Annotated in this window: 8 protein-coding genes and 6 pseudogenes; 4 read left to right on the forward strand and 10 right to left on the reverse strand. The window is 46.6% G+C overall.

Annotated features, from left to right (window positions below; all coding sequences use genetic code 11):
* The first annotated feature begins 122 nt into the window (after positions 1-122).
* Positions 123-1,484 carry an MATE family efflux transporter gene (locus QTN95_RS00725; protein WP_331415978.1) on the forward strand — a complete coding sequence of 454 codons (1,362 nt, stop codon included), beginning with the start codon at positions 123-125 and terminating at the stop codon, positions 1,482-1,484.
* Between the two features lie 668 nt (positions 1,485-2,152).
* On the opposite strand, the gene QTN95_RS00730 is transcribed toward QTN95_RS00725, so the two are convergent.
* The 8 genes and pseudogenes from QTN95_RS00730 to QTN95_RS00765 all read right to left on the reverse strand — a co-directional run bounded on the left by QTN95_RS00730 (position 2,153) and on the right by QTN95_RS00765 (position 10,653).
* Positions 2,153-3,115 (reverse strand): helix-turn-helix domain-containing protein, encoded by a 963-nt coding sequence (locus QTN95_RS00730; protein WP_331415979.1) that lies wholly within the window; start codon positions 3,113-3,115, stop codon positions 2,153-2,155.
* 118 nt (positions 3,116-3,233) lie between these two features.
* Positions 3,234-4,955 (reverse strand): ABC transporter ATP-binding protein, encoded by a 1,722-nt coding sequence (locus tag QTN95_RS00735; protein ID WP_331415980.1) that lies wholly within the window; start codon positions 4,953-4,955, stop codon positions 3,234-3,236.
* On the reverse strand, positions 4,948-6,723 hold the full coding sequence (locus tag QTN95_RS00740) for an ABC transporter ATP-binding protein (RefSeq protein WP_331415981.1): 1,776 nt from the start codon (positions 6,721-6,723) through the stop codon (positions 4,948-4,950). Before QTN95_RS00740 ends, QTN95_RS00735 begins: the two co-directional genes overlap by 8 nt.
* A gap of 63 nt (positions 6,724-6,786) precedes the next feature.
* Positions 6,787-8,877 carry a TonB-dependent receptor gene (locus tag QTN95_RS00745; RefSeq protein WP_331415982.1) on the reverse strand — a complete coding sequence of 697 codons (2,091 nt, stop codon included), beginning with the start codon at positions 8,875-8,877 and terminating at the stop codon, positions 6,787-6,789.
* Positions 8,878-9,163: 286 nt separating this feature from the next.
* Positions 9,164-9,400, reverse strand: a pseudogene (locus QTN95_RS00750) (toprim domain-containing protein); the annotation flags it as partial.
* A pseudogene (locus QTN95_RS00755) lies at positions 9,394-9,633 on the reverse strand (TraC family protein); the annotation flags it as partial. The pseudogenes QTN95_RS00755 and QTN95_RS00750, both read right to left, overlap by 7 nt.
* Positions 9,620-9,760, reverse strand: a pseudogene (locus QTN95_RS00760) (DsbC family protein); the annotation flags it as partial. The pseudogenes QTN95_RS00755 and QTN95_RS00760, both read right to left, overlap by 14 nt.
* A gap of 101 nt (positions 9,761-9,861) precedes the next feature.
* Positions 9,862-10,653 (reverse strand): type IV toxin-antitoxin system AbiEi family antitoxin, encoded by a 792-nt coding sequence (locus tag QTN95_RS00765; RefSeq protein ID WP_331415983.1) that lies wholly within the window; start codon positions 10,651-10,653, stop codon positions 9,862-9,864.
* Positions 10,654-10,870: 217 nt separating this feature from the next.
* Between QTN95_RS00765 and QTN95_RS00770 the strand changes: the two genes are divergently transcribed.
* The gene (locus tag QTN95_RS00770; protein ID WP_000212004.1) at positions 10,871-11,137 is read left to right on the forward strand and encodes a type II toxin-antitoxin system TacA family antitoxin; all 267 of its coding nucleotides are present in this window, start codon (positions 10,871-10,873) and stop codon (positions 11,135-11,137) included.
* Positions 11,128-11,634 (forward strand): GNAT family N-acetyltransferase, encoded by a 507-nt coding sequence (locus QTN95_RS00775; protein ID WP_331415984.1) that lies wholly within the window; start codon positions 11,128-11,130, stop codon positions 11,632-11,634. Before QTN95_RS00770 ends, QTN95_RS00775 begins: the two co-directional genes overlap by 10 nt.
* A 40-nt stretch (positions 11,635-11,674) precedes the next feature.
* Here the strand turns inward: QTN95_RS00775 and traA are convergent.
* Positions 11,675-11,976 (reverse strand): annotated as a pseudogene (gene traA / locus QTN95_RS00780) (TraA family conjugative transfer protein); the annotation flags it as partial.
* Between the two features lie 411 nt (positions 11,977-12,387).
* Here traA and QTN95_RS00785 point away from each other — a divergent pair.
* Positions 12,388-12,996 (forward strand): annotated as a pseudogene (locus QTN95_RS00785) (ParM/StbA family protein); the annotation flags it as partial.
* On the opposite strand, the pseudogene QTN95_RS00790 reads toward QTN95_RS00785, so the two are convergent.
* Positions 12,989-13,549, reverse strand: a pseudogene (locus tag QTN95_RS00790) (tyrosine-type recombinase/integrase); the annotation flags it as partial. The pseudogenes QTN95_RS00785 and QTN95_RS00790 sit on opposite strands and share 8 nt — an antisense overlap.
* Positions 13,550-13,792 lie beyond the last annotated feature (243 nt).

Raw genomic sequence — 13,792 nt, forward strand, 5'->3', positions numbered from 1 at the left:
TAATGATAATCACTATCAAATCCGTATGGTGAATATTTTGCTCCGCATAATGACAAAAATAATGTTGTTTACATGCCAAAATAGCCAAGTCTAGTGAAACCACTTAAACCACGGATGAAAAAATGAAGAACCCCGCCCCCATATATATGCCCTTGATAAAGCTTGCTTTACCATTAATGTTTATCCAAATCTGTCAAGCTTCGCTGGGACTTGTCGACACACTCTTGGCTGGCCAATTCCATTACCGAGATCTTGCCGCCGTTGGCTTAGCCAGTAACATTTGGACTCCGATCGCTATCTTAATCACGGGTATCATGTACGTATTGGTGCCCAAATTTTCCGCAGCTAGTGGTCAACAGGATTCTGAGACCTGTGCGAAACTGCTCGCTCTCGGAAAACGTAACGCTGCTGTGCTCTCGTTAATCGGGTTCTGTCTGGTGCAGGTATTCGCCTTCTTGGCTCCCTATCTCATCTCCGCTCAGGACGTAGCCAAAATCACTCAAAATTATCTTCATGCCGTTGCGTTTGCGTTGCCAGGTCTCACGTACATGGTCCTTTACCGGTTTTTCAATGAAGGACGCGGCAACATGCAACCAATCGCTCTAACGGGCGCACTACTTTTGCTGATCAATAGCGGGCTGAACCTAGTGTTGGTGAACGGCTATTGGGGCTTTCCCGAACTGGGAGGCTTAGGCTGTGGAATCGCCACCGCCATCGCTACGTACTGCGCACTGGCTGGGTTAATCCTCTTGTCCCGCCGTTCGCTTCAAACCCTAACTCCCCCCGTAGGCAAAGCCGACCCCACTGAAGCGAAAAAACTATTGATCGAAGGCTTACCGATTGGTATTGCCCTCATCCTCGAAGTGTTAGCACTGACGGCGTTAGCCTTCTTCGCGTCCGCACTGGGCACTAAGGTGGTAGCAGCGCATCAAGTCGCGATCAACATTGCCATGGTTGTATTCATGATCCCGGTTGCCATCAGCAGTGCCGCGACTATCCAAGTGTCCAATTACCGTGGTAAGTCTCTGCCATCAGAATCCAAGCGCGCCGGCCTCGCCGCTCTTACTATGGCCACCCTGTATGGTGCCATCATGACCGTGGTGATCTTAGCTTTTGGCCAATACATCGCACAGTGGTTCAGCGACGATCCTGAAGTCGTGACTCTGATCTCAAGCCTCATCCTCTTTATTGCGATGTTCCAGCTTGTGGACGCGATACAAATGGTGGGTGCCGGCATCTTACGTGGGCTTGAGGAGTTCGTTAAACCCTTGGTGACCGTGTTGTTCGTGTATTGGATTATCATTATTCCCATAAGCTATTTCATCGGCGTCAAAGGTTGGCTGGTTGAGCAACCCAATATCGAACATATCTGGCTCTTACTAACATGTGGGCTGACGTTTGCTGCACTGCTGCTTGGGACGCAAAGCTACCTTCAGCTCAACAGAAACCTCGTCAGAACCGAACTCACTACTGCAATCGGGTAGGAGGAGGCCTCACGGCCTCCGTCCTCTCACACCACCGTACAAGCGTGGGTCGCATACGGCGGTTCCAAGGCATAACAACTTTCGTTGGCTTAGATTCACTGTTTAACTCCGACGCCACTATGTCTTGCCTCTCTTCATGAGTTGCAGATCCATTTCCGACTTCTCCACATAATTCTAACGTAGCTGTAGGGGTTCTACTCTTTACTGATACTCCGTACACACTGAGAATTTGTTACCTGTTTATCTAAAACCTTGGTTCAGGCCTCCCCTAAATCATAGGCACTATGCCCTCTGCTGACTTCTTATGCCCATCACACAACATCACTATTGCATTAGTCTCTAATGAGACAGGCGATAAGACCTCGCGAGGTAAGATGACACATTTCCCCATAGCTCTGCCTGGTTTACATAATCACACTTCTGTTCGAGACTTCGGGCTATTCTATCTCTAGCTAGGTTACCCAAGTTGACTATGCCTACTACCAGATTTCTGTTCGTCAAAGCTATGTTTTGCCATTTGCTTCCTTCAGATTCCACCTCACGATGGACACCCTTGCATAGGCTAACGTTTCCTGCTCGACAAAGCACGTAGAGGACTTTCACCTCCTAGGTTGACACCATGCTCGGCGCACTAAATAAATGGCTCAAGCATTGCTTGAGCCATTTATTTACTCCGCTTGGACCGACTTACGTCGATACTGTTTTGGGCTGCACATATACTGCTCTTTGAACTTCTTAGAGAAATGGCCGACATGCTTAAAGCCCACTCGATGAGCCACTTCCTGCACGGATAGGTCTCCGTTTGCCAACAGCTCTCCCGCCTTAATCATCCGTTTATTGGACAAAAAACCATACACAGTTTCACCAAAAACGATTTTGAAGTTTCTCTTGAGCTTATTATCGTTAATGCCGACTTGCCGAGACAACTGAATCAGGGAGGGTGGCGATTCCATACGCTCTTCCATGATCCTCGCCGCCAGTTGGATACAATCCAAATCTCTTGAGGTCATGCCACAGCATAAGGTCACATCTTGATGCATATTGTGATAAAGCAGTGCGAGCAACTCCAACACCTTCCCTTGCAGATAGAGGCTATTCGCAGTCTTTCCTAATTTGGAACGAAAAATCTCATCTACATTTTTAACGATATCGTTCGTCACCTGGACGGACTCAAAGAAATTGAAGTCAAAATGTCTAACAGCGTCATCCTCAAACAATGACTGCATCATTGACTTGGGCACACAAAAGTTAATGAACTTAGTTTGTGAGGTGTCGTAACGAAACTCCAGGTCACCTTGATGACAGACAAAAAACAGCGCTTTATCTTTATTAATGGTCATCGAGTCTGGTTCACCGGAAACTTTCACTTCCACTTTCCCCTCAATGGCCAGACACGCCCCAAAATAGTCTTGCGCTGATTCAGTAAAGCTTGTGGGGTGTTTGAAAATCACATCACTGTAAGTGATGTTGAATCCTGGTGCGAGCTCAACGGTATACCCATGTCCAAGACAAACCGCTTCATCAAGCTCGACTTTTGTCGTGGCATACTCGGCCAGACGATTTTCACCACCACCTTCATAACCCGTAAGCATTTTAAAGGCAGACTCAAGATTACTTTCTACATAGGCCATGATGACATCTCTCTGTATTCATCGTATGTGTAACTCATCAACCGACAATTGATAATAATTATCAATTGAGAATATACAGCATATGGCCTAGCGGGTTCAATTTAATTAAAACATAAAGTTACACACGCCACCCTTGCGATAGCAACTGATCATTCCATAACGTTTGGTATACGTTTGACGTTTTGATGAGCTGCTCATGGCGACCAACCGACTCTATTTCACCTTGTGTCAAGACAACAATTTTATCTGCATGAAGGACACTTGCTAGGTTATGCGCAACGACTATCACCGTTTTCTCTTTAACCAGCGCCGCGATCGCACTATGAATGAGCTCTTCATTACTCGCATCCAACGCTGCGGTCGCTTCATCCAACAGTACAATAGGTGCGTCTTTTAATAAGGCACGGGCAATCGAAATTCGCTGCTTTTCACCACCAGAGAGTCTTATTCCGCCTTCGCCCACCATAGTATCGAGACCGGCTGGCAATCGCTGAATGAACTCCCAGCACTGCGCTTGACGACACACGTTTTCCAAGTGCTCTAGCGGGATAGTTTGACCCATCGCCAGATTGTTATAAATGGTGTCATCAAAAAGATAGACGTCCTGAAAAACCATGCTCACGTATTGGGAAATCTCCTCTTGGCCCATGCACTTAACATCTCGTCCACCTATTGTAACCGTCCCCTCGTCCGTATCCCAAAACCGTGCGATTAAACTCATTAGGGATGATTTCCCAGAGCCAGACGGCCCGACAATCGCGGTAACCGATTTTTCTGGAAACACCATGTTGAGATGATTGAACAAACGCTTGCCTTGGTAACCAAAACACACCCCCTTAAACTCAACGTCATGTCCAATCAACGGAGCTAGCAGACACTTTTCTCTACTCAATTCTTGCTCTTGCAACACACCGTCGATGCGCGCCATCGAAGCCTTAAAAAACTGTAATTGGGAGAGTAAAATCGCCAATTGCGTTAATGGTCGGTAAAACTGCATTGAGATGAGCAAAAATAACAAAAATACCGTAAGTGAGAGTGTCTGAGTCCCTATCGAATAAAGACCAAATAGTATTAAGCAGGCAAATCCAGCTTCTGAAAAAATGATCAAAGCGGCCGGGGCCAAGCTGGCACCCATTTCAAATCGGATATTCGCATCACGCGCCTGCTTCATTTTATCCTTTAGCGACAACAGGTTTCCATTGGCTTGCCCATAGGCTCGTAATACACGAATACCCATGATGTACTCGAAGATTGCATTGCTCAGCGCATCAGCAGCCTGAAATAGCAGTCTCTTGCTACGATGAGTAAGGCGGGTTAACCACAAAAATAGAGCGGCCGCGATGGGAAAACCAACCAGCATGCTTAACGCTAAGCGCCAGTCCACAGCGAACAATCCAGCCATCAGCAGCAACAAAACACAGCAGATGCCGAGCACATAGCTGATCACATGCGAGAGTGCCTGCTCTGCAAATTCAACATCCTTGAGTAAGGTGTTGTTCAGCGTACCTAAATCGAATGAAAGCAGTGTACCCATCGGGATACGAGTGAGCTTTTTCATCAAATGGGTTCGCATCGTGTAACCAGCATGAGTACTAAACGCACTATGGGTAAGAAAAGTCGCTCTTACAGCGATCAGCCGTAACAACCCGCAAAGAACGATTAAGCCGCAATACATGATAAGTCGCGAATCAGAAGGTGACGGCTGCAACATTTCCACCAAAATAAAAAAAACGCAAAACATCGGCACCGCAGCGGTGAGCGCGTCCGCCACCGCCACTGCCACATTTTTGCCAAGAGTGGCTTTCGAGCCGTTTGATAATCGCATAATTTGCTTAAGCACAATCCATCTCCTTTTGCTCTGTGCGCCGGGCTATTGACCAAGTCTGCGTCCGCTGACTGACCTGCAATAGGTCAGCATATAGCCCTTTTCTCTCAATCAACTCTCGGTGCGTTCCTTGCTCTATGAGCGCCCCTTTTTCCATCACGAGTATTTGATCTGCCGCTTGTATCGTCGCTAGACGGTGAGCAATGATGATGACGGTTTTCCCAGCGATCAAGTTACTCAACGCGCTTTGTATCAAAGCTTGGTTAGTCGCATCTGAGTGAGATGTCGGTTCATCCAACACCACAATTGGCGCATCTTTTAATATGGCGCGAGCAATCGATAATCGCTGCTTTTCTCCGCCACTGAGACGGATCTCTTGACCGATGACGGTCTCGTACCCATCTGGCAATCGACAGATAAAATCATGGGCGTTGGCCGCTTTTGCAGCGGCTATGATCTTCTCCATTGGGTAGCTTCTACCCATTGTCAGGTTACTCCTGACAGACTGGGTGAATACAAAGGTATCTTGATACACCAACGCCATGACATCCATCCGTTGTTCTTCCGACATAGTGGATAAGGATTGCCCGCCAATCAAAATCTCACCACCGCTGAGCTCCCAAAACCCGGCAAGCAGAGCGGCAAGCGTACTTTTCCCTGCTCCCGAGGGGCCAACAATCGCAGTCAAACTGCCTGCGGGCAAACTAAAACTGACGTGGTTGACGGCGAGCTTATCGTGGCCTTCATAAGCGAAATCCACCTGTTTGAACTCGACATCAAACGCCCGAATCTCGGTTTCATTGGGGTTGGTCTCATTTTTAGGCAACGCCACAATCTTCATAAGCCGCGCTACCCCTTCAAAGACTTGCCCCAAATAGGTACCAAGCAGAGTGAGGTTAAACAAGGGCTCAAGCATTCCCACACCAAGCAAGATGCAGAGCAAAAATCCGGACACACTGAGCGCCCCCTGGGACCAGAAGTAGAGCCCAAAAGGCACAAGAAATACTAGCCCAGACCCTAACACCGTCTTGAATAGGGAGAACGGCCAAGCCGCACTTTGCGTCCAAGACTCGACATACTGCTTGTGGCTTTCGATGTTATGTTCCAACTGACGGTAAGATCGCTCTCCGATACCGAACAAGCGCACAACTGGCATGGCTTTGACGAAATCGGTCACCGAGCGATTCAGTTTTTCCACCGACTCGTGGTATTGCTCAGCTTTTTCCTTATAACCGCGAAAAAGTGCCACTTGGCATAGCAGTGCCAACGGGATTGGAATTAGCGCAATCAAGGCCATTCTCGCATCAATCAACACTAACAAGGCAAACGTGGCCAAAGGGAGCACAAACGAAGACACTAAATCAGGTAACTGATGGGCAACAAAGACTTCAATGCGGTCGATGTCTTCCGTCAGATTTTTTTTCAGCTCACCACTATTTTTTTGACTAAAGAAACCCAGTTTTGTTTTAGACAGACTGTCAATGGCAGACTGACGGATCCCGTACTGCACATGAAAGGCACAATGGTGAGATAAATACACTGATAACAACAAACAGATGTAGCGCCCTAACATGAGGACGAATGCCACGCTCGCCAGCGACCAGAGTTCGAGAGCAGCCACCCCGAGAAGCAGTCGGTCTACAATCAAGTAGACCATGTAATAAGGTCCGAGCGCCAAGACTGCTGCCATCACTGCAAGCACAATCGATAACCAGAGCATCCACTGGTGAGATTGACACTGACGAAACAGCCAAGTTAGTGGATGTATCTCGCGCTTTTGCATAATGATTCCCTTTAGATACGAACAAGGCAGCACATCGCGTGCTGCCTTGAAAATGGCATGACACTAAAATTTGGCTTCTAAATCCAGCCCAAATCGCAGTGGTTCTCCGTACGTACTGTAATCGGCTCCCCCCCAGTTGACGGAAAAGGTTTGATAACGCTCATCGGTTAGGTTTGCCCCCCACACACGGATGGAATAGTCATCGCGATAAATGAAGTTCAGATTGGCATTGACAGCCCAATAGGGGTCTTGGAACCTTTTACCCTGACCATCTTGTGCCACTTCGCCAAAGTGACTGACACTGATACTCGGTGTCAAACTCCAGTCATCGCTTAGCTGTGCTAAATAGGTGCTTTCTAGATGGACATCGTACTTCGGCGCATAGGGAACTCGGTTACCCTGCGCCATGCTCGCGCCTGTGTAACCATCAACTTGAGTGATTTTGGCGTCATTGAAGCCAAATCTTAACGCAGCTTGCCACGCTTCTGTCAGCAAGGCCGAGATCGAACCTTCTACACCCCGCGAACGAACTTCTTGGATCGATGCGATGCGAGCATTGCCACCCGCATCTGGGTAAGCATATTGGTAATTGTTAACGCGTGCTTCAAAGAGGTTGATGTTAGCCATCACAGTACGATCTAACCAGTAGCTTTTATAACCAAACTCGATCACTTCACTCGTTTCTGGCTCATACGTTTTTCCATAACCCAAACGCTCTCCAGACACCGTGGTTTCTTCGGCCATCCAACTGCCACCGCCACTCAATAAACCCTCACCATAACTGGCATACAGCGTATGATCACGGCCAAAATCTTTGCTAATCGCAAGCTTGGGCAAGAACTCGTCATAATCTGTTGAGTAATCTCCTTGGGTTTGCGCTGGGTTTAAAAACAAGTTGTAGAAAGCCGAGTCAATCTCATAATTCTCTTTGGTATAACGGCCCCCCACATTGACAGTCCAGGTAGGAGAAAAACGCCAGATAACATCAACATAAGCGGTATAGGTATCTCGACTATAATCACCAGCAACCTTGGTAAGGTCCATGTCCATCAGCGTCATCGCCGCGCGGTTACGGTTGTTTTCTGTGACTCTGTAGTATGCCGCACCCACAATCCAATCCACTGGCAAAACACCCGGCGTAGACGTCAGTCTCAGCTCTTGGAAATAGTCCTCTTCATCAAGCCATGTGTCGACAAGCATGGACATTGCCGCTGGTGTAACCGCCAGATCAGCATCAAAACGGCCAAAGGTGTTGATGCTCCTATACCCAGTCACCGAGTTAAATGCCCATTCAGGATGGAAGTCCCAGCTGAGATTCAGCGCCACACCTTTCGATTTCTGTTCAAAAACGCCATCCACATCCATCGCGGTTTGAATATCGTCCCCCCGACTTGGCTGCGATGTTCCCGGAACGTACGGGTATGCCCCACCGTCCGTTTCACCATAATCCATGTACAAACTCGCTGACCAGTCTGTATCTGGTGTCCAATAAAAACTGAGTGCCAGATTGTTTTGCGTTTTGTCGTCAACCGATTTATCTAGATAGGTATTTTCAACAAAACCTCCCCTTTTCAGATGATTAATCGCAATTTTTGCGCTGAGCACATCGTCAATCAATGCGCTAGAGGCAAGCAACTGAGCACTTTTCTCGTCATAGTTTGCAGAGCCGACTTTCACACTAGCGGTCGGCTCATTGGCAGGCTTTTTCGTGGTAATGACAATAATGCCGTCACGAGCATTGCTGCCGTATATGTTGCCTTGAGGACCTCGCAAAAATTCAATCGACTCAACATCAAGCAAAGATAAGTTAAGGCCATACAAACTGGTTTGCGGTACACCGTCGACATAAATAGGCACATTGGCCTGCTCGAGATTCCGCGGTAAACCACGAATCTGAACATAATTATAGTCACCCGCAATATCAGACAACGTAATGTTGGGGATGGCTTTGATTGCATCAGCGACAGTACGGTGGCGCTGTGTATTGATCTCTTCTGATGTCAACACATCGATACTCTGAGGGACGTCTTTGATGTCTTTCTCTACCCGCGTGGCTTGTACTATCACCGTTTCATTCACGTTGTCGGCTGCTAGAACCGGGATGGCCCCAAAGGCTCCCGAGCTTATAGCCGCAAATACTGCAATTTTATTCATTGTGAGTCTCTACATCTTAATTGTTAAAAATTAAATCAACGGAAGACTAAATGAATATAATTCTCATTTAAATAGTAAAAACATCACGAGTGGGAGCCGTTTTAGCACATTGAGTAGTTTCGAAATGCCAAACTTATGTGTTTGGAGTTAAGCCACACAGCAAACACCGCTTCAGTGTCAAGTAGAGCTGGGATATCTGCAACACCACCCATCTAGTAATCTATTTTCATTATCCATGTTTTTTCAAATATGCAAGGCGCAAAAAAAGGGGGCGAAGCCCCTTGGATTAGATATGAACTTTAGGAAAGCCCATAGCACCGTAAACATTCAGCACATCATTCCAATCCCAACTTTTCACGCCGAGTGACGTTGGTATCGGAGGGATCAGCACTTGTGTCAGAATGCCTTTCTGCCAGGCTTTTTTATTGAGTTCATTCGCTGCATTCAGGCCTGTCTCAGAGAGATCGTGGTCTGCCCAGATGTACAGCATTTTCACATTACTTGGTGGTTCAAACCTAGCCAGTTTCGGTCAGTCATCTCAGTAACGCGAAAACCAACTGTTGCCAGCGCTTGCGAGAAAGAAGCCCGAAGCGCAGATGCTCGACTTAATTCACGCTCCGTCGGTATAGGACTTTCCAAAGGCAATTTGCAGGTGACGATCAGTTGAAAGTTGCGTACCTGAGTCTGGGTCGATTCTTCTATCGGTTGAACCGTGCCCCCATCGAGGAAATCCGCACGTTTGCGTATCGACCGCTTTCATACCCGTGACAGGTAAAGAAACCATGCCGTCAATTTTGCCAACGGGCGACACTTCAGACACAGGTTCAGCTTGAACCAATGGAGACAGCGCAAGCGCCAGAATAATTGGAGATAGTTTTCGCATGAGGAGTCCTCGTTAATGTAAATCGAGGCTCAAGTCTATGCTGTTGTTCTATGTGGACTCGGTTAGATAGATTGAAGAAATCGCAATCTAACTAGGGGGCTTTATCCATTATGTTGTTCACCTTTTTTGACGCTTAATATCTCTGGCACTGTGATTTGATATCGCTCATCAAAACGTCCTTTTTCGACAACCTGCCGCTTTCCTGCACCCAATTTAATTCTTGTTTCATCTACACGATTGACCCACTGGTGATCGTAGTATCGCCCCAGAAATAGAAATATTCGGTTTGCCTGAACAGAGCTGCTTCGTTCAAGAATATCTTGTACTTTTCTATGGCTAAGATTGACTAAACCCTGAAATAATTCTGCGACATGCTCAAATGAAATCAGCTTCCCAATCGCGTCTACCACTTCATAGGCAGCAAGTTCTGCACAGCTGACAGTGAGTTCTTTCTCTTTAACCGTGATCCTTTTCAAATCTTTCTCGGGATTCACTTCAAGCTTATGGTTTCCACAGTAAAACCAATTCTGATAAGGGAATTCACGAAACCATTTCGGTAAGGACGACTTGTTTTTAACGCAAATCCAAACTTGCTCTTTGTTCAGCTGTAAATAGTGACTCAGTCCTTGGTGAGTTAAGCTGCTCAATCCAGCCAAATGAACTGAAACGCCCAACTGCACATCTAATGCTTGAATGGCATCAACCCAAGTTGGCTTTATATCGCCCTGCGCATTTGGACGATAGTACACACCAGAAGTAAGCTTCTTCAGCCAACCGTTCTGCGCGTACTTTTGAGCCAAGGAGTAGCTCACACCGTTTTCAGTCAGCCATTGCTGAAGTACTAGCGCACCAGGAGAAGTATGAGCAACAAGCCAGTTTATTTTAGATGACATTTTAAAAACCAAAGTATGAATATCACGAACAGTATAAACCACTTGGTTTATTGTGACAGGGATTTTAACACTTTAGGTATTAATATACCAAATAACGTAAACCACATTCGCTAATGTGGCATTGTTGAAATGAAAAGGTCTACACCTAGTGTATCTATTGACTATACACAAAAACCATTTAAACTGTGTATTAAGTAGATATACAGAGGATGATGTGATGGCTACAAAAACAGCGCCAATCAACATGCGAGTCCTGCCATCGGTGAGAGACATTATCGATGCCGCAGCAAGTTTAAAAAAAGTCGATAGAACCGTATTCATTCAGCAAGCAGCGCTCAATGAAGCACATAGCATACTGGCCGAGCAGCGGGATTTTGTTCTTGAAGCAAAGGCTTTTGAAGCGTTTGATAACGAACTTCGTGCAGAGCCACAGACTCTTGAAGGCATGAAAGATCTGTTTAAAAGGAAAGCGCCTTGGGAATAAGTGCACCCACTCTACTCACTGATGAGCACCAAATTAACGCCTTTCAATGTGGCATCGAAGAACTCGATACCTGGTTAAGAAAACAGGCGTTAAAAAGTCAAAAACGGGGAACTGCGAGAGTGTATGTGGTCAATGACACTGATACTCATCAAGTGGTTGGGTACTATGCCATTGCCATGGGATCAGTTTCCAGAGAGCAAGCATTCAGTTCACTAAGACGAAATAGTCCTGATCCCATTCCCATGGTGATTCTAGCAAGGCTTGGGGTGGATAATGTCTATCAAGGTCAAGGCATTGCAGCCGGTCTTTTAAAAGATTGCATCATTCGCTCAGTACAAGCAATGAACGCTGTCGGTGGAGCAGGAATCTTAGTCCATGCTATTGATAGCAGTGCGCAAACGTTTTATAAGAAATTTGGCTTCAAAGAATCGACGTTTGACCCTTTAGTACTTATGCCACGGATCTGCGATATCGAAAAATCATTGTCCGCAGAGTGAGATGACGGCTCCCCTATCACACGAGAAGCCGTCAATATTATTAAGTGCCCAGTAAAACGGCGCTGATTGCTGGAACTGTTGTGCCAATGACTTCTTGAGTGCTGGCAACGACAGGTAAGGTTGCGGACATAACACTTTCAACGACGGTTGGTGTGTTGTAGAGCCCCATACCGCCACCAATGCCCAAGGCAAAAGCCATCAAGCTTTGGCGAGCGATACCGCCCACAATACCCACCAGTACCATGGCTCCCGCTACGATCCGTCCCAAAGTACCTTGGTCCAATCTTTAAAGGGCTCATTTTCACGAACCTTGTAATGGGTAACCCAAAAGTCATCAACTTCAGCTCGTGCCAGCGCTTTTAGCCTGTCCGCTTCTAGCTGCAATAAATTTGATACTTCCGCTTTCCATTGCTCATTGACGATTTCTACCAAACCAATTCCCCCATCCAATTAACCCCAAAAGCCAAAACCACTATCCGTTTGGCGAGTTCAGGCCAGAATGCAAACGACGTTTGGCGTCTCGATTTTTTTTGGCTCAGTCATCCGCCGCCAAACAGAGCCTATTCTCATACTTTTGCGAAAATGCAATAGGCAGATAGATGAAAGGATTTGTCACCTTTCTGCCCACCTCCAGTGCACCGAATCCTGATAATGACATTTGAGTGAACCGCCAGAGTACTTGGAATAGCCCAAGCATGGCCAGTGCGGTTGATTGCAAACCGTTAGAGCACTTTGAGTACACAGGAGATAAGGATGTTTGTACTAGGCGTAGATATCGGTTACTCAAACCTGAAGCTGGCAATTGGCCAATCAGGCAGTTAACCAAAAACCATTATTCTGCCTGCGGGTGCCGGTCCTGCTGAACGTATGCCAGAGCGTATCGGTGGAGGCGATGATGACACTTGTTTGTATGTGTCTGTCGATAATGAGCGTTGGGCCGCTGGTGTTCCTGCTGGACGCCTTCAAGGCTGGGAACGAGAGCTTCACCCGGAATATCCCACCACAAAAACCTATAAGGCGCTTTTTCATGCCGCCTTGTTAATGGCTGAAACTGAGTCCATCGATTTGGTTGTCACTGGATTACCGGTTTCCCAGTTTCATGAACCACAACGTAAGTCTGACCTTGTGAAGCGTTTAAAAGGTGCCCATCAAGTGACGCCTAAGCGCAGCATCACAGTTCATAACGTCAAAGTGCTGCTATTTGGAGAAAAGGTCGATATTTCACCTTATCTGAATGCTGCCATGAAAAAGGTAGCGCCTGTTGCTCTTACAGCCATGCGCCAATCCATGCGTGACGAAAGCATTAATGCGGACTTGGTATTGATCGCCGGAGGTGGAGCCTTGGCTTATAAGGAAGCGGCACTCTATGTTCACGCTTCATTTTCATCCGAGTGTTTGGAATGATCCATACTTTAGTATTGAAGTCGATCTCATCCCAGCGCGCACCCGCCGCTTCAGAAGGTCTGGTCATCGTGTGAAGTTGCCACTCAATAAGATAACGTGTTGTTATGTATAAATTCGCGTGACCGAGCGCTCTCATTAAATCGGATATTTCGTCAGGGCTAAGCGCCTTCATGTGCTCAACAATAGGCTTTTTAAAAACATCTCGAATGCCACTCAACGGGTTATGTTCGATATAACCGCTGTTTACCGCAAAGTTCATCACCTCATTGAGCAATTGCGCGGTTCGTTTTACAGTCTCTAGCTTACCTTGACTCTCTAACCCCCTTAAGACGTCAATGGTTAACGGCGCTCGAATCGACTTAACCGGAATCGAACCCAACTTCGGTAGCGCATGAATTTCGAGTTTTCGCCAGTTGCCGTGAAGTGTTTTTGCTTTAAGCTGGCTCGATTTAAAATCGCGCCACTCTAGGGCCACTTGAAACAAAGTTTGAGCTTGCTTTGCTGTCAACTTATTTAAGTTCGCCACGAGCACCTCCTGAATCGAAAGTGTAGGTGGATTAATTGGTCGAACGGCCGCACAAAAAACCACCTACACTCATTGGTTTTTTTAACTAAATTTTCAATAACTTAATGAAAAACAAAGCATCAAAAAATCGCTATAAATGAATGAGACTCTAAGCGTAAATCGAGGTGCAAAGTGTAGGTAGTTAGATAGATGGAAAAATCCGTATACTATCTAAGCTACACCTAAAAC

The organism is Vibrio sp. M260112, assembly GCF_036533775.1.
Taxonomy (GTDB): domain Bacteria; phylum Pseudomonadota; class Gammaproteobacteria; order Enterobacterales; family Vibrionaceae; genus Vibrio.